Raw genomic sequence first — 17,687 nt, 5'->3', positions numbered from 1 at the left:
GTCGTCGAATCGCTTAGTGGCCGCCGCGGATTCGACCCCGGAAGCTCGGGGCCGTGCGACCCATCGGCAGCTTGAGCTTGCCGATCGCGTCGATGCGCTCTTCGGCCAGACGGTCGGCGGCCTTGTAGGTCGGGATGGCGTCGCGCTCGGCGATTTCGAAGATGCGGCCGAGGTTGTGGTAGATCGTGCGCATCATGCGCATGGCGCGCTCGCGGTTGTAGCCGTCCAGTTCCAGCGCCACGTTCATCACGCCGCCCGCGTTCACCGCGTAGTCCGGCGCGTACAGGATGCCGCGCTTGGACACTTCGTCGCCGATCGCGTTGTTGGCCAGCTGGTTGTTGGCCGCGCCGCAGATGATCTTGGCCTTCAGGCGGGGCAGGGTCTGCTCGTTGATGGTGCCGCCCAGGGCGCAGGGCGAGTAGACGTCGGCGTTGACGTCGTAGATCTCGTCCAGGCTCACCGCTTCGGCGCCGTACTCGCTCACGGCCTTGTCGACCAGGCCCTTGTTGATGTCGGTGACGAAGATCTTGGCGCCGCGTTCCTTCAGCAGCTTCACGAACTCCATGCCGACGTGGCCCAGGCCCTGCACGGCGTAGCTGTACTTGCCCACTTCCTCGTCGCCGAAGCGCTTGTTCAGCGCCGCCATCAGGCCCTGCAGGGTGCCGTAGGCGGTGAACGGCGAGGGGTCGCCCGAACCGCCGTGGACCTGGTGCACGCCGGTGACGTACTCGGTCTCGCGGTAGACGTATTCCATGTCGTTGACGTCGATGCCGACGTCCTCGGCGGTGATGTAACGGCCGCCCAGCGAATCGACGAACTTGCCGAACGCGCGGAACAGCGCCTCGGACTTGTCGGCGGCCGGATCGCCGATGATCACCGCCTTGCCGCCGCCGATGTTCAGGCCCGCGACCGCGTTCTTGTAGGTCATGCCGCGGCTCAGACGCAGCACGTCGTTGAGCGCGTCCTGCTCGGTCTTGTACGGCCACATGCGCAGGCCGCCCAGGGCCGGGCCCAGCACCGTGTTGTGGATCGCGATGATGGCCTTCAGGCCGGCGTCCTTGTTATGGCAGAACACGACCTGCTCATGGCCGAAGGTGTCGAGGGTTTCGAAAATCATCGGGTGCTCCGAAACGGCGTGGATCGCGCATTGCGCTTAACGCCAGAAGTGTCTGGTAAGTCGGTGAATTTAAAGGAATTCGCTTGCGCGGGGCCTTCACTGCGGACGCCGCAGGGGCGACAGTCTAAAGCAATCGGGGGATACGGCTACGTATGCGTGCCCGAGCGCCCGCGAACCGCCAGCGTGGAGCCCGGTCCGGGGCAAACATGAATGCGGGTTCCCGATTCGCCTTGGGTAGGAGCAGCGCTAGCCGCGACCGCGCTGCCACACATGCGGCGCCGCTCGCCGGGCCGCCGAATCGCGGCTCACGCCGCTCCCACAAGAAGCGCGCGGCAGTCACGGAGCCCGACCGCGGTCCTGCTTCGAGCGCAGCGCCAGCCTTCTGTGGGAGCGGCGTAAGCCGCGATCGCGTCATCGCAACAACGGCGCCAGCTCGGGAACCATGTCGCGGCTCACGCGGCTCCTACCCCAAAGCCGAAGCGCCTTGCGGCCGCTCCCTGTAGGAGCGGCACACGCCGCGACCGCGCCACCGCACATGCCGGCGCCACGTTCCCGCGGCCACCGAATCGCGGCTCACGGCGCTCCCACAAGAAGCGCGCGGCAGTCACGGAGCCCGCGGCGGTCCTGCTTCGAGCGCAGCGCCAGACTTCTGTGGGAGCGGCGTAAGCCGCGATCGCGTCATCGCAACAACGGCGCCAGCTCGGAAACCATGTCGCGGCTCACGCCGCTCCTACCCCAAAGCAGTACGCGCGCAGGCGTTGCCGAATACCGAATACCGAACTGCCGCTCAAAACAACCGATACGGCCGTTCCCGCAGCCACAGCGTCGCCAGCCATTTTTCCCCGCGCAACACCGGCAGGCCGGCATGCAGCGAATCCGGATCCGGCCGCCCGTCCGCATGCAGGTTGTCGAAGATCAGCGCTCGCCCCGGCAGCGGCGCGACCCGCAGGCCGGCCACCGGGAACTCGGTTTCGCCGCCGGCCTCGACCGCATTGAGGTAGACGCAGATCGTGCGCAGCCGGTTGCCCGCGCCGGGCCGGTCGCGTTCCAGCGATCCCGGCGGGCGGTAGTCGCGATGCGGGCGGTATTCCTCGCCGGGCGCATAGCGCAGCACGGTCAGGTGTTCGGCCTGGGGCAGGGCGACGCCGGCGGCATGGGCCAGGCGCAACTGCACCACGCGCAGCGCCAGGTCCTCGATGATGGGATCGATCGCCGAATCGCTGCTGGTGCGCTGCTCGTGCGGCATCGGCTCGCCGGTGTCCGGGTTGATGGTCTGCGAACGCTGCAGCGAAGGCTGGGCGCTGGCGATCAGCAGACGGCATTCGTCCGCCGACAGCAAGCCATCCACCGTCGCCACGCGCGGCGCCGACGACAACGGCGTCACCGCGACCGGTTGCAAAGCTTCCTCCAGCGCCAAGGTGCCCGGCGCGATCGGCGCGCGCATCGCCGGCGGCGGGGGCGTGCTGGCCGGCAGGCGGGTCACGCCGTGCGCGGCCAACTGCTGCAGGATGTCCTGCGCCGCCTGCGGCTGCGCCGGGCAGCCTTCGCCGCGCGCCAGGCGCTCGGCCAGCAGGCGCGCGGCGACGATATCGCCGCGTCCCGCGCCGCGTTCCAGCAGCTGCAGGCACAGGGTCTGGTCGCGTTCGTTCGGGCGGCGCCCGAAGTGGATCGCCGCCGCGCGCAAAGCCGGCGGATAGTCGGCCTGGACCGCCGCCAGCAGGCGCTCGTTGCTGCGCCCGTCGTGCGGCAAGGCCAGCCCGCCCAGGGCGATCAGGGCCAGGAAATACCCCGCGATCGGGCTGCCGGCCGCCTCCGCGCGCAGCAGCCATTCCACCGCGTGCTCGGGGTCGGGCTCGGTGCCCACCCCGAACATCAGCATGCGCGCGTACTCGATCTGCGCATTGGCCAGCCCGGCCTCGGCCGCGCGCCGGTGCAGCATGCAGGCTTCGTCCAGGCGCTGGCGCACGACCAGCGCGGTCGCCAGGCGGTACAGGGCTTGCGGCGAGCCGTGTTCGGCGTCCAGGCGCAGGCGGGTGAGGTCGGGGTCGTCGCTCATCGCCTGAGCGTAACCGAGCCTCGCGCCGCTGGGCAGACGCCGCGGGCGTTACGGTTCCGCAACGCCCGCGCCGGCTTCAGCGCCGGGCCCAATAGCCGTCGTTGAAGCGCCAGCCCGGCCCGTGCCGGTGCCAGCGCGGCGCGACGTAGACATAGCCCGGCCGCACGCGCACGTAGTGCCCGCCGACCCAGACGTGGCGGTGCCCGTTCCAGCGCCAATAGCCCGGCGCCCACGCATAGCCCGGGCGCAGCCGCACCCGCTCGTAGCGCACCGGCGGCGGCGCCACCCGCACGCTCACGTCGACATAGCCGCGCGCCTGCGCCGGCGGCGCATGCACCGTGCCCAGCGCTGCCACCGCGACCGCCGCAGCCAATACCCAGGGACGCATCGTCATCTTCCTGCTCCGCTACCGGCGCCATCCGCCGTCAGCCCGACAACGTCCGTATCGCCGGCGCTGTTGACGCATCGCCTGCGGCGATTCAGTGCCACGCCAGCAAGCTGAAGCCCAGCTCGCTGCGCGTGAACGGCTCCGCGTCGGCTTTGGCTCTAGCTCTGGCTTTCTGTGGGAGCGGCGTGAGCCGCGATTCGCCACCACACCTGCCGGCGTTAGCCGGCGATGGGCTGCGACACCACACACCGATCGCGGCTCACGCCGCTCCCACAGGAAGCGGGCCCGGCCTCTCCCGCCATCGCCCCATACCCGCCCGCACGTCCCCGGCCTCCAGCCCCGACACCCCCGCGCGCTACAATGCGCGATATCCGTTTTTCGTATTGAGCGCGCCATGAGCACTCCCGTTGCCGTAGTCCCCGCCGCCCAGGCCGACGCCACCCCGCTGCGCTTCGTCACCGCCGCCAGCCTGTTCGACGGTCACGACGCCGCGATCAACATCATGCGTCGCCTGATCCAGGGCCAGGGCGCGGAAGTGGTCCACCTGGGCCACAACCGCTCGGTCGAGGACGTGGTCCGCGCCGCCCTGCAGGAAGACGCCGACGGCATCGCCCTGTCCAGCTACCAGGGCGGCCACGTCGAGTACTTCAAGTACATGGTCGACATGCTCAGGGAACGCGGCGCCGGCCACATCCGCGTGTTCGGCGGCGGCGGCGGCACCATCACCCCCGAGGAAATCCGCGAACTCCAGGCCTACGGCGTCGAGCGCATCTACCACCCCAACGACGGCATGCACATGGGTCTGGTGGCGATGATCGAGGACGTGATCCGCCGCGCCAACGAGGGCCGCATCGCCGACACCGCGCCCGACAAGCCGGCCGCGATCGACGACGAAATCACCATCGGCAAGACCCTGTCGGCGATCGAGGAAGGCCTGCTCGACGAAGCCCAGCTCGCCCACCTGCGCAAGCAATGGCAGCTGTCCGGCGGCAAGACCCCGGTGGTGGGCATCACCGGCACCGGCGGCGCCGGCAAGTCCTCGGTCACCGACGAACTGCTCAACCGCTTCCTGGCCAACTTCCCCGAGATGCGCATCGCGGTGATCTCGGTCGACCCGACCCGCCGCCGCACCGGCGGCGCGCTGCTGGGCGACCGCATCCGCATGAACTCGCTGCGCAGCCCGCGCGTCTATATGCGCTCCATGGCCACCCGCCGCCAGCACGTGGCCACCAACGCCGTGCTCAAGGACTGCATCGGCTTCCTCAAGGGCCTGGGCTACGACCTGGTCATCGTCGAGACCGCCGGCATCGGCCAGAGCGACTCGGAGATCGTCGACCTGGTCGACTTCCCCATGTACGTCATGACCAGCGACTTCGGCGCGCCCAGCCAGCTGGAAAAGATCGACATGCTCGACTACGCCGAGCTGGTCGTGCTCAACAAGTTCGACAAGCGCGGCGCCGAAGACGCCTTGCGCGACGTGCGCAAGCAGTGGAAGCGCAACCGCGTCGCCTTCGCCACCAAGGACGAGGACATCCCGGTCTACCCGACTATCGCCAGCCAGTTCAACGACCCCGGCATCAGCTGGATGTTCGCCAACCTGTGCCGCCTGCTGCGCGAGAAGCTCTCGCTGCCGGCGCAGCGCTGGACCCCGGACGTCAACACCGACCTCAAGGAACCGCGCGCCACCGTGCTGATCCCGGGCGCGCGCGTGCGCTACCTGGCCGAGATCGCCGAACAGGGCAGGGCGATCAACCGCCAGATCGAGACCCAGGCCGAGGTCGCCGACCGCGCGCAGTCGTACTGGCAATCGCTGCACGACCTGGGCGACGGGCAACTGCCCAAGCAGCTCGATCTCTACGCCGCCGAAGCCCTGCTGGACGGCGGCGACCGCACCCTGCTCACCCTGCGCCAGCGCTACAACGACGCCGTCCAATCGCTCAGCTCCGAAGCCCTCAAGCTGCTGCGCGACTGGCCCGCGCGCCTGAAGTCGATCACCGACGAGGTCAACGAGTACAAGGTCCGCGACAAGACCATCCGCGTCGAGAACTACCGCGACTCGCTCAGCCACCAGAAGATCCCCAAGATCGCCGCGCCCACCTACAAGAGCTGGGGCGAGCTGCTGACCTTCCTGCAGAAGGAAAACCTGCCGGGCTACTACCCCTACACCGGCGGCGTCTATCCCTACCGCCGCACCGGCGAAGACCCCATCCGCATGTTCGCCGGCGAAGGCACGCCCGAGCGCACCAACCGCCGCTTCCACTACCTGTCGGTCGGCCAGCCGGCCGCGCGCCTGTCCACCGCCTTCGACAGCGTCACCCTGTACGGCGAAGACCCGGCCGTGCGCCCGGACATCTACGGCAAGATCGGCAATTCCGGCGTCAACATCGCCTCGCTGGACGACATGAAGAAGCTGTACTCCGGCTTCGACCTGTGCGCGCCCACCACCTCGGTGTCGATGACCATCAACGGCCCCGCGCCGATGCTGCTGGCGATGTTCATGAACACCGCCATCGACCAGCAGGTCGAGAAGTACCTGCGCGAGGACGGCGCGCGCTGGGACGCTGCCCACGACACCATCGAAAAGCTCTACGAGGGCAAGCAGCGCCCGCAGTACGGCGGCCTGCTGCCCGAGACCAACGACGGCCTCGGCCTGGGCCTGCTCGGCATCACCGGCGACCAGGTCGTCGACCCGGAGACCTACCAGCGCATCAAGGACCACACCCTGGCCACCGTGCGCGGCACCGTCCAGGCCGACATCCTGAAAGAGGACCAGGCCCAGAACACCTGCATCTTCAGCACCGAGTTCGCCCTGCGCATGATGGGCGACATCCAGCAGTACTTCGTCGACAAGAACGTCCGCAACTTCTACTCGGTGTCGATCTCGGGCTACCACATCGCCGAAGCCGGCGCCAACCCGATCAGCCAGCTCGCCTTCACCCTGTCCAACGGCTTCACCATCGTCGAGTACTACCTCGCCCGCGGGATGAAGATCGACGACTTCGCGCCCAACCTGTCGTTCTTCTTCAGCAACGGCATGGACCCGGAGTACACCGTCATCGGCCGCGTCGCCCGCCGCATCTGGGCCCGCGCCATGCGCGAGCGCTACGGCGCCGACCCGCGCAGCCAGATGATGAAGTACCACATCCAAACCTCGGGCCGCTCCCTGCACGCCCAGGAAATCCAGTTCAACGACATCCGCACCACCCTGCAGGCCCTGTACGCGCTGTTCGACAACTGCAACAGCCTGCACACCAACGCCTACGACGAAGCCATCACCACGCCCACCGAAGAGTCGGTGCGCCGCGCCGTGGCGATCCAGATGATCATCAACAAAGAGCTGGGCCTGAACTTCAACGAAAACCCCTGGCAGGGCAGCTTCGCCGTCGACTACCTCACCGACATCGTCGAGGAAGCCGTCTACCAGGAATTCGAGGCCATCAGCGAGCGCGGTGGCGTGCTCGGCGCCATGGACACCATGTACCAGCGCGGCAAGATCCAGGAAGAGTCGCTGTACTACGAACACAAGAAGCACGACGGCAGCCTGCCGCTGGTCGGCGTCAACACCTTCCTGCCCAAGGACCACGGCGGCGACATCGTCACCGAGATCGAACTGATCCGCTCCACCGAAGCCGAAAAGGGCCAGCAGATCGACAACGTGCTGGCCTACCAGACCGGCCGCAACGCCTACGCCGCCGACGGCCTCAAGGGCCTGCAGGCCGCCGCGCGCGAGCGCAAGAACGTGTTCGCCAGCCTGATGGAAGCGGTCAAGACCCACAGCCTGGGCCAGATCAGCCACGCGCTGTACGACGTGGGCGGCGAATACCGCCGCAATATGTGAAGCTTGTGCGGGTGCGGGAGTGTTCCCGCGCCCGTCCCGGCGCCGATGTGCTCCGGTGGTTGATGCGCCGGGGGGACGCGTCTGTTCGGACTTCCTCGGCATGAATTGCGATTCGTCCAGGGGGAGTTCGAGTGCGAGCCATTTTGTTTGCGATGGGCCTGATGCTGGCGCTGCCGGCAGCCGCCAAGGAAAAACCGCAGGTACCGGCCGAGTTGGCGCCTACGCACGGTTATGTCTATGCCTCATTCCCGAAGGGCGGCGGCGAAGCGCTCACCGTCACTCCGGTGGCGGGCGGCAAGGATTGGGTGATAGACACACCGGCGGCCGTGACGTCGTTGCCTGCGGCGCACGCCGTCGCGAAGTGGCTGCCGGCAGGCCGCTACAAGATCAAACTCTGGGGCGTACTCAAATGGCCGGCCGCGCCTGCATTCGGTCCGCCGGACAAACTCGCGTCCGATTGGCGGGAAGGGCCGGAGTTCGAGGTCCAGGCGGGGCGTGTGACGGACCTGGGCGACCTGATGCCGGTGAATGTGGGCGGCTATCAGTTCGTCGTGGTGCCGGTCCCGCATCCGGAGCATGCGGGGGCGCTGGCGGAAGCCATCAAGCCGATCGCGGCGGTGCTGAAAGACCCGGCCCCCATTCCTTTTTCGATGGCCTCGGTGTCCGCGCCCATCACCATCCGTGAGAAGACCGGCCTGGGCCTGATCGCCGACCTGCTGCTGGCCTACGATCGCAAGGTCAACAAGCCTTCCACCCAGGACGCGCTGATCGCGGCCAAGGACCCCAAGGAATTCCTGCGCCTGCTTCGTGGCATCACGCCGCCGCTGCAGGACGAGCCCGCGCGGCTCGCCGACGGCACGCTGTTCTTCCCCGCCGACCTCGGGCAGTTGCGCAAGCGCACGCCGGATGGTCAGTGGAGCAGCACGGGCATGGACACGCTGCGGCAGATCCTGGCGGTGGAGCACGCCGACGGTCGCCTGGTCGCCGGCAGCGACGACGGCCACCTGCGCGCCAGCCGCGACGGCGGCGCGACCTGGGCGGAGCTGAAGGCCCTGGGCCGTCTGGAATCCATCATCGACATCGACCACGCCGACGGCAGCTGGATCGTCACCTCCACCGAAAAGTTCGAGGATTCCAACGCCCCGCGCGGCAACGGCCTGGTGGCCGCCGTGAGAGGCACGCCCTCGGTGCGCCTGCGCGTCTACATCGGGCGCAGCGACGACCTCGCCGACCTGGCCCTGTCCAAGGAATTCGTCCTGGCGCCCAAGGATCAGGTCGGTTGGCTCGGCGCGCGCGGGCAGTTGGCGGGCGGACGCTACTACGTCCTGGCCGGTACGGCCCTGCAACGGCTGGACCTGGCCAGCGGGCAGTGGAAGACCATCACCCCCGGCGCGCGCATTTCCTCTCATCGCATCGATCCGACCACCGGCGTGGTGAGCGCGCTTTGGAGCCAGGGCGCCTTCTCCAAGGTCCATATCTCCTCCGACCACGGCGACACCTGGGCCCAGATCGGCCGACCGCCCTACATCATCAACGACGTGCAGATGGACAGCGCCGACCGCGGCTGGGCCAGCCGCTGGAACATGAATGCCTTCAGCGGCGTGTGGGAGACCTACACCTTCGTGCCGGCCAAGAACGACTGGGACAAAACGGGCGAGGCGCCGTTCAATTGCCGCCTGATGCGCATCGCCCCGGACCTGCCCGTGCTTTGTTTCGCGCCCGATGCCAGCATCCTCGGCTTGCACAACGGCAAGTGGGAGGCGGAGTTCTCCGCGCTGTGACAGGCGCGGCCAGCCTCTTCGTTCGGAGCCCCGCATGACCATCGTCCTCTTGCAAGCTGCACGTGCACCGCAACTGGACCTCCACCCGCTGCCCGGCCGTGTCCATCACCGATACACTTCCTGGCCGTCCTTGCGACGGGCCAACTCAAATCGAAATCACAGGGGAATGCAGTGCATAAAGCGTTGTCGATGAAAGCATGGGCGTTGTCGTTGCTAGCACTGTGCGCGACGGGCGCCTACGCGGGGGAAGTGCAGGTCGCGCGTACGGGCTACAGCCTGTCGGCGGAGCAGCAAGGCGAGGGCCCCATGGCCGTCGTGTTCGAGTCCGGCTTCGGCCAGGACGCGGGTGTGTGGAAGGACGTCATCGCCGACCTCGGCCCGCAGTGCCGATGCATCGCCTATGCGCGCGCCGGCCTGGGCAAGTCCGGCAGCGACGGCCAGGCCAAGACCATCGACCAGCACGTGCAGGACCTGGGCGCGGTGATCGAGGCGCTGGCGCCGGGCCGAAAGATCGTGCTGGTGGGCCATTCCTACGGCGGCCTGTTGGCCACCGAGTACGCGCGGCGTCATCCCGAGCGCCTGCAGGGCCTGGTGCTGGTCGATCCGGCCACGCTGTCGCAGCGGCACGAGTTCATGAAGGCCGATCGCGAGCGCGTGCTGGCCGACGACCGCACCCTGGAGTCGGTCCTGCCGCCCAAGTGGGTCGCCGACTACAAGCTGCTGATCGCCCAGCTGGACAGCGAAGCGGCGCTGGCGCCGCAGCGCGAACCCGATCTGCCGGTGGCCCTGATGACCTCCACGCAAGTGGCGGCCGAGCCCTTCGTGTTCGAGGAAACCGCGCAGGGCAAGGCGCTGTGGAAGCGCCAGCACGCGGCCCTGTTCGCCGCGTACTCACGCGGCACGCACCGCTACTTCGCCACCGGCCACAACATCCACCGCGAGGCCCCGAAGGCGGTTGCCGAGGCTGTGCGCTCCGTCGCCGGAAACGCGCCGGACGGTCGTTGATGCCCGCCGGGTTCCGCCGCGCCATGCGGCGGAACCCGGTTTGAAGACAGGCCGCGCGCATGCCGGATAATGCGCTGTCCTCGTCGCCCGCGCCCCGCATGACCATCGTCCTCACCGATTTCGCCCGCGCCCGCCTGTTCCCGCGCGAGCCGCGCCGCAACACCATCCAGGACTGCACGCCCGACCAGTTCGAGCGCCACCTCAACGAGGTGGCGCCGCTGCAGGTGCTCGACGGCTACGCGCCGTTCTGCAAGCTGCACGTGCATCGCAACTGGACCTCGACCCGCTGCCTGGCCGTGCCCATCACCGACGCCAACCGCCACCTGCTGCGCAGCGACTACGACGCGCGCACCCAGGACGAGTTGCCCGTGCTGGTGCGCTGGTTCGAAGGCCTGGACCCGCCGGTGGCCGACTACCTGATCGTCATCCTCTACAGCCGCGAGCAGTTGGCGAAAGAGGGCACCCGCACCGACGCCGACTGGGGCGTGGTCGGCTGCATGTACACCGCCGAACCAGTGGAAACGCCGATGGCGCCGATCACCATGATGCGCAACGCCCTGGGCGTGGAGGAGGGCGGCTCCGGCGTCCGCCTGGACCGCGCCGCCTACCAGCGCAGCGTCGAGTTCTGGCGCAGCCACGCCAACTGGCGCGGCTAAGCGCCCCGTAGCGCCAACGCCCCGCACCCGCGCCACCCCAATCGTTTTAAGTTAGAAACGGCGCAAGCCGCGACCCGCCCACCAGAGGCCAGCGTCGTCCCAACCCGCACCGCCGCACCCCCCTGTAGGAGCGGCGTAAGCCGCGACCCGCCCACCAGAGACCAGCGTCGTCCCAACCCGCACCGCCGCTCCCCCTGTAGGAGCGGCGCAAGCCGCGACCCGTCAACCACAGGCCAGCGTCGTCCCAACCCGCACCGCCGCTCCCCCTGTAGGAGCGGCGCAAGCCGCGACCCGTCAACCAGAGGCCAGCGACGCCCCAACCCGCATCGCCGCGCCCCTTGTGAGAGCGGCGTAAGCCGCGATCCCCCCAAGCGCCATCCCCCCAGCGGCGTCGCAACCCGCAGGAACAGCGTAAGCCGCACTCGCTCCCACACGCAGGCCGCAACCCCACCGCCATCCAAACGACGGCTCCGGCTTCCGCTGACGCCGCCGCACTTCCGCCATCCCGCCTGTCATGTTTCCGGCGCCGCACCGGTCTACCTCTGCGCGCCGCAACGACTGCGGCGTCTGCCCACCAAGGAATCCAGGCACCCATGAAGAACCTCAAGCCCCGCCTGCTGGCGACCGTACTGCTGTCCGCGCTGTCGCTGCCGGTCGCCGCACTCGAGCTCTGCAACCCCTGCGGCCCGGTCGACACCCCCAAGGTCTACGCCGTCGGCACCGCCTACACCCCGAACTGGCAAGCCGCCATGTGGGTGGACGGCGTGCGCACCGACCTGCCGCCGCTGGTCAACAGCTACAACACCGGCGCCAAGGAAGCCAACGATATCTTCGTGGTCGACAACTTCGAAACCGGCGAGCCCGACGTCTACGTGGCCGGCACCGCCAACATCACCACCAACAACGCCGCCGCCGCCGATTCCTCGGCCATGGTCTGGAAGAACGGCCAGATCCACAGCCAGATCGCCAGCATCTCAAGCACCTACGTCAACCAGTTCGCCGGCGCCAAGGGTTTGTTCATCGAAGGCAACACGATCTACACCACCGGCTACACCGACGCGAAGTTCAGCAGCATCGCCGGCCCCCAGCCCAACTTCGCCGACATGAAGCCGGTGTACTGGAAGAACGGCCAGATGACCTTGCTGCCGATCAACCCCAGCGCCTACCGCGGCATGGGCACGCGCATGGCCGTGCGCAACGGCCAGACCTATGTCGTCGGTACCCACGCATTCACGATGGAAGGCCACCCGACAACCCCCGGCGCGTTCGGCAGCGGCACGATGTGGGTCAACGGCACCGAGATCCCATACTTCCCGCTGCCTTACGTGGAGGCCGTCACCACCACCACCACCAACGTGTACGCGGGCGGCTCGTTCGCGCCTTATGCCCATGAGAACAGCATCTTCTACCGTGCCGGCTACATCTACCGCGCGCTATCGCACGGCGCGGCGCCCGCCGACTACGGCACGCCGGGCGTCTTCTACGGCGTGACCCTGGGCAAGGCGGGCATGCACTCCCGCGTGACCGACCTGCAGGTCGTGGGCACTCGCGTCTACGCCGTCGGTTGGGAGCTGCGCCCCAGCGGCAAGTACGTGGCCAAGCTGTGGATCAATACCACAGGCGTGGACCTGTCCGAAGAGAGCGAAAGCGCCATCGCCACCTCTGTTTTCGTCCACGGCACCGACGTCTACGTGGGCGGCAGCACCAACAACATCATCAACCAGTACGCCAAGGCCGTGATCTGGAAGAACGGCGAGATGAGCAGCGTCAACGGCAGCGCGCTGGGCTCGCACATCACCTCGATCTACGTGAAGTAAACCGCCGCACCGCCGTACCCGAAACGCCCGCCACCGGCGGGCGTTTCTCTGGGCGCCATCGTTGGCCGATCGCTACGCGAATCGTCACCCGCGCCGTAGACACAACTGCGCGGTCGCGGCTCACGCCGCTCCTACCAAAGCCCGCCGCGCTCTTGATCCTCCCTTCTCCCGCTTGCGGCGCCCGGAGGGTGTCCAGGGGTGAGAAGATGCCCGGAGGGCAGATGAGGGCCGCAGGCGGTCGGAGCCCATTACTCGCACCCCGAACCCTCACCCCAACCCCTCTCCCAAGGGAGAGGGGCTAAAGCACACAGGCTTTTGGTCTTCCCTGCCAAGACGTGCAGCGCCTTTGGTCTTCCCTTCTCCCTTGGGAGAAGGTGGCGCGCAGCGCCGGATGAGGGTCCGGGATGAGGTGGCGGCCACGCACTCGCGCCGAACCCTCACCCCAACCCCTCTCCCGGAAGGAGAAGGGCGAAAGCACGCAGCGCCTTTTGATCTTCCCTTCTCCCGCGTGCGGGAGAAGGGGCCCGAAGGGCGGATGAGGGCCGCAGGAGGTTGCAGCCCATCGCTTGCGCTGAACCCTCACCCCAACCCCCTCACCACGTCAACGACGTCGACACCCGCCAACGATGGTAATAGTCGTTCGGGATGGACCCTTGCTCGATCTCCAAGGTGTACCCGCAGCCGGACTCCGTCTTGCCCGTATAGCGAAAGGCCTGCGCCTCGTACTGCTCGTCCGAACCCAGCAATTCCCATTGCCCGCTATCGCGCAGCAACTTGATGTATTTGTGCTTCAGCGCCATCGCCTCGTCGAGCGTCATCAGCCCGAACCACAAGGTGCAATGCCGCCCCACGCAACGGTAGCCGTCGATCGGCGCGCCTTCGGGCAACGGCACCGCCTCCGGCCAACCCGCCGGTGCGCCGACCAAGCCGGCGCCCAACAAGCCCGTTCCCACGCGCTGCTCCATGGGCAGGCCCGCAACGTCGCCTTTGCCCACCGACGCACACCCCGACAACACGCACAACGCCGCCGCAGCCAGCACGGCCAACCTGCGAACTCCCCGATATCGAGTCATCTCATCCCCCTGGTGGTCATCCCCGCGCAGGCCCACACCCACCGCGCCCGCGCTCCCTCGGCCTGCACCACCGCATCGCAACGATCCGGCGCACAAGCCCACCGCCCGAAGCTTAAGGGACGAGAGTAGGGCAGGTGACCGACACACCGACCGACCCTCGCGGCTAACGCCGCTCCCACAGCAGGCTTTGGGGTAGGAGCGGCGTAAGCCGCGACCCCGCCACCCCACACACCACGCCACCCCAAGGCCCTCTGTAGGAGCGGCGCAAGCCGCGACCACGCCACCGCACTTACCGCGCGCACCCATCAAACCGCAACCCTCCCAAACCACCCCAGGACTTCCGGTACAGGCCCCCCTCCACCCCCTGGCTATAGTGACCAAACCCTTCCAGCAAGGACGTTGCCGCGATGAAGTCCAGCCTTCCGCTAGTCGTATTGCTCGCCGCTTCCACCACCGCCTCCGCCGGCGCCGTGCATGGCATCCAACCCGCCGACATCAACCGCGCCGGCGACCCGTGCACCGACTTCTTCGACTACGCCAACGGCGCCTGGCGCAAACAGAACCCGATCCCGGCCTACATGGACCGCTGGAGCCGGCGCTGGCAGTCCGGTGAGGTCAACAAGGAACACGTGCGCGACATCCTCAACGAATTGTCCGCGCGCACCGACTGGCCCAAGGGCAGCGCCGGCCAGCTCGCCGGCGACTTCTACGCCGCCTGCATGGACGAATCCCGCATCGACGCGCTGGGCAGCCAGCCGCTGCAACCCTGGCGCGCTGAGATCAGCAGCTTCAGCGGAAAAGACGACGTGCAACGCATGATCGGCAAGCTGCACGACGTCGGTGTGCCCGTGCCCTTCGGCCTCTACGCCGGCGAAGACCTGCACGAACCCTCGCGCACCGTCGCCCACCTCTACGCCAGCGGCCTGGGCATGCCCGACCGCGACTATTACCTCAAGCCCGAGCCCCGTTTCGTCGAAGCGCGCGCCAAGTACCTCGTGCACGTCGCCAAGCTGTTCGAACTGTCTGGATTGCCGGTCGAGCAGGCCAAGCAGAACGCCCAAGTCGTGTTCGACTTCGAAAAGCGCCTGGCCGAGGCCTCGCTGGACAACGTGCAACTGCGTGATCCCAAACTGCAGGACAACCCCACTGCCTTCGCCGACCTGACCAAGCTGGCGCCCAGCTTCGACTGGGCCCGCTACTTCGACGCCGCCGGCATCCCGCGCAACGCCGTCAACGTGAGCCAGCCCAAGTTCCTGCGCCAGTTCGAAAAGGAACTGGCTACCACCCCGGTCGCGCAATGGCAGACCTATCTGGAGTGGCAACTGCTCAATTACTTCGCCGACTCCCTCTCCACGCCCTTCGTCGAGGAAAACTTCGCCTTCAACGGCAAGTTCCTCACCGGCGCCACCCAGATCAAACCGCGCTGGAAGCGCTGCGCCGAACTCACCGACACCCAGCTCGGCGAAGCCCTTGGCCAGAAGTACGTCGAAAAATACTTCCCGCCCGAAGCCAAGGCGCGCATGCAGGAGATGGTCAAAAACATCCTGCTGGCCATGGACGACACCCTCCGCGAACTCGACTGGATGGACGAGGCCACCAAGCAAAAAGCCCTGGAAAAGCGCGCCACCTTCTTCCCCAAACTGGGCTACCCCGACAAGTTCAAGGATTACAAAGGCGTGGTCGTCAGCCGCGGATCCGCCTGGGACAACCTGGTCGCCGCGCAACGCTGGAACGTCGCCGACAACCGCAGCCAGGTCGGCAAACCCACCGACCGCAGCCGCTGGGGCATGACCCCGCCCACCTCCAACGCCTACTACAACCCCCAACAGAACGAGATCGTCTTCCCCGCCGGCATCCTGCAACCGCCCGCGTTCGACCTCACCGCCACCGACGCCGTCAACTACGGCGCCATCGGCGTGGTCATCGGCCACGAGATCAGCCACGGCTTCGACGACCAGGGCGCCCAGTTCGACGCCCAGGGCCGCCTGGCCAACTGGTGGACCCCCGCCGACGGCAAGCAGTTCGCCGCCAAGGGCCAATGCGTGGTCGACCAGTTCGAGGGCTACTTCATCGAACCCGGCGTGCACCACAACGGCAAGCTGGTGCTGGGCGAATCCATCGGCGACCTGGCCGGCGCCAAGCTCGCCTACCGCGGTTATCTGAAGTCGCGCGAAGGCAAAGGCCCCGAACCCACCCTGGACGGCTTCACCCCCGAGCAGCAGTTCTTCATCGCCTGGGGCCAATGGCGCGGCGACGAAACCCGCATGGAAACCCAGCGCAGCATGATCCAGGGCGACCCACACCCCATCGCCAAGTACCGCGTCAACGGCCCGCTGTCCAACCTGCCGGCGTTCCAACAGGCCTTCCAATGCAAGGCCGACGCCCCGATGGTGCGCCCGGCCAAGGACCGCTGCGAAGTCTGGTGAGCCGATCCAACGCGCAAGGCGGGCCCAGCCCGCCTTGCGCCCCGTCATCGCACGCAGGGGGGGCGCCCCGTCGCCGCCACCCTCCCGCTTCCTGTGGGAGCGGCGTAAGCCGCGATTCGCCCCCCACACACCGCGCCACCCCACCCCCCGCAAGCAGAGAGAGGCCGCCTGCCGCCCCCCTCCGGCACACCCTCCCAATGACAGGGGACGGCAGCCACCGCAACCCGCCGCCCGGCGCCCCTCAAAAAGTTGATCGCGCGCACATTTCGTAGCAGCATGCGGCACTAGGGGTAATACCGGCATACGCCATCGCAATCCGGCGCCAAGCGGCCGGGCGGCACGCCGTCATCGAATCTAGGGAGGGGATCGATGCTCATGGGCCTCAACGGTCGGGCTGGACGGCCCGCCACGCGTTCGGCCATCGGCTGCGCGGCGCCAGCGCGCCGCAGCCTGTCCTTGCATCCATCGCCCCGCACACCCACCGAACGCCGCGCAGCTGCGCCATCCACCGCTGCGGCCAACACGCCGGTCATCGGCCTGCGACGCGCACCTGTGCGCGCAGTCCCGCGCTAAGCGCTACCGCCCTTTCACACGACTCACCCCTCAGGACGCCCCATGCCCATCACGCTACGCAACACGACTAACTACATCGCCCAGTTCGTGGTGCGCAAAGGCGGCCAGATCATCGCGCGCCTGCCCGGCATCGAGCCCAACGCGCAAATGTTGGTGCCCACCGAAGGCAGCTACCAGGTCACCGCCATGACCATCATCGACGGCAACACCTACACCTCCGCCCCGATGGACGTCACCGGCGCCGTCAGCTTCCTGGCCCAGGTCCTGCAAGTACGCCAGCAAGGCACCTACGAGTTCGACGTGGTGCAGGGCTACAGCACCCGCCCCGACCAGATGCAGTTCCAAAAGACCACCCTGGCGCCGGTCACCTTCACCATCGAAAAGGATGGGGTGCCCATGCAGGCGGTGGTGGTGGCCGACAGCTTCACGATGCAGACGCTGGATATCAGCGACACCTTCTATGTCTATGCGGTCGTGAATGGGGTAACCACCGACACGTTCAGCACGGTCAATCCCAATGCGACGGTGACGGCGGTTAGCGATACCAGCACCTTGGAGCAGGGCTATTTCACGCTCGATATCGGTTGAGGCGGGGCAGGCGCGGCAGGCGGCGGGGAACGCGGCCAGCCGACGGCGCCTACACCGCACAGGACACCCCATGAGCCATCTGACCCTGCGCAACAACGCCGCCTACGTCGCGCCGTTCGTGGTGCTCAATGGTCCATAGATGATTCAACGTGACGTAGCTGCCTAGTAGCCAGTTCAGCCGGTTGCAGTTTCAGAAGCCCTGCTGGAGTCCGGTCGCCAACAGCAAGAATGGTGTACGGCTGCAGAGTGTGGGGCACAGTTTTGGGGCCCAAGTGCTGGATATTGGTGAAACGTTCTATGTCTATGCGGTCATCAATGGAGTCACCACCGATACAGCTGCTACCACCAGGCCCAATACCGTGATTACGG

11 protein-coding genes are annotated in these 17,687 nt (G+C 67.6%); 7 read left to right on the top strand and 4 right to left on the bottom strand.

The window, feature by feature from the left end; translation table 11 throughout:
- Nucleotides 1–13: 13 nt before the first annotated feature.
- The 3 genes from V1318_RS12845 to V1318_RS12835 all read right to left on the bottom strand — a co-directional run bounded on the left by V1318_RS12845 (nt 14) and on the right by V1318_RS12835 (nt 3,567).
- Complete coding sequence (locus tag V1318_RS12845; protein ID WP_055910189.1) at nt 14–1,117, bottom strand: Glu/Leu/Phe/Val dehydrogenase dimerization domain-containing protein; 1,104 nt, start codon at nt 1,115–1,117, stop codon at nt 14–16.
- Nucleotides 1,118–1,904: 787 nt separating this feature from the next.
- The gene (locus V1318_RS12840) at nt 1,905–3,173 is read right to left on the bottom strand and encodes a 2OG-Fe(II) oxygenase (RefSeq protein WP_332940080.1); all 1,269 of its coding nucleotides are present in this window, start codon (nt 3,171–3,173) and stop codon (nt 1,905–1,907) included.
- A 76-nt stretch (nt 3,174–3,249) separates the two neighbouring features.
- On the bottom strand, nt 3,250–3,567 hold the full coding sequence (locus V1318_RS12835) for a hypothetical protein (protein WP_332940079.1): 318 nt from the start codon (nt 3,565–3,567) through the stop codon (nt 3,250–3,252).
- A gap of 388 nt (nt 3,568–3,955) precedes the next feature.
- Here V1318_RS12835 and V1318_RS12830 point away from each other — a divergent pair, with 388 nt between their 5' ends.
- The 5 genes from V1318_RS12830 to V1318_RS12810 all read left to right on the top strand — a co-directional run bounded on the left by V1318_RS12830 (nt 3,956) and on the right by V1318_RS12810 (nt 12,658).
- Complete coding sequence (locus tag V1318_RS12830) at nt 3,956–7,399, top strand: methylmalonyl-CoA mutase family protein (protein WP_332940078.1); 3,444 nt, start codon at nt 3,956–3,958, stop codon at nt 7,397–7,399.
- Between the two features lie 131 nt (nt 7,400–7,530).
- Nucleotides 7,531–9,180, top strand: coding sequence for a hypothetical protein (locus V1318_RS12825; protein ID WP_332940077.1), 1,650 nt, complete (start codon nt 7,531–7,533; stop codon nt 9,178–9,180).
- A gap of 189 nt (nt 9,181–9,369) precedes the next feature.
- Nucleotides 9,370–10,185: an alpha/beta hydrolase gene (locus V1318_RS12820; RefSeq protein ID WP_332940076.1), complete on the top strand. Its 816-nt coding sequence runs from the start codon at nt 9,370–9,372 to the stop codon at nt 10,183–10,185.
- 98 nt (nt 10,186–10,283) lie between these two features.
- Nucleotides 10,284–10,841, top strand: a complete 558-nt coding sequence (locus V1318_RS12815) for a DUF3228 family protein (RefSeq protein WP_332940075.1) — start codon at nt 10,284–10,286, stop codon at nt 10,839–10,841.
- 593 nt (nt 10,842–11,434) lie between these two features.
- The gene (locus V1318_RS12810; protein ID WP_332940074.1) at nt 11,435–12,658 is read left to right on the top strand and encodes a hypothetical protein; all 1,224 of its coding nucleotides are present in this window, start codon (nt 11,435–11,437) and stop codon (nt 12,656–12,658) included.
- A gap of 593 nt (nt 12,659–13,251) precedes the next feature.
- Here the strand turns inward: V1318_RS12810 and V1318_RS12805 are convergent.
- Nucleotides 13,252–13,704, bottom strand: coding sequence for a hypothetical protein (locus V1318_RS12805; RefSeq protein ID WP_332940073.1), 453 nt, complete (start codon nt 13,702–13,704; stop codon nt 13,252–13,254).
- 434 nt (nt 13,705–14,138) lie between these two features.
- Here V1318_RS12805 and V1318_RS12800 point away from each other — a divergent pair, with 434 nt between their 5' ends.
- Nucleotides 14,139–16,157: a M13 family metallopeptidase gene (locus tag V1318_RS12800; RefSeq protein ID WP_332940072.1), complete on the top strand. Its 2,019-nt coding sequence runs from the start codon at nt 14,139–14,141 to the stop codon at nt 16,155–16,157.
- 615 nt (nt 16,158–16,772) lie between these two features.
- Entirely contained in the window at nt 16,773–17,318 is a 546-nt protein-coding gene (locus tag V1318_RS12795) for a hypothetical protein (protein ID WP_332940071.1), read from the top strand.
- Nucleotides 17,319–17,687: the final 369 nt, after the last annotated feature.

Origin of the sequence: Lysobacter sp. CCNWLW3 (genome assembly GCF_036697405.1) — a bacterium.
In the GTDB taxonomy this organism is placed as follows: Bacteria; Pseudomonadota; Gammaproteobacteria; order Xanthomonadales; family Xanthomonadaceae; genus Lysobacter.
The sequence above is the reverse complement of the archived record's forward strand: the minus strand, read 5'-3'. Positions and strand labels throughout refer to the sequence as shown.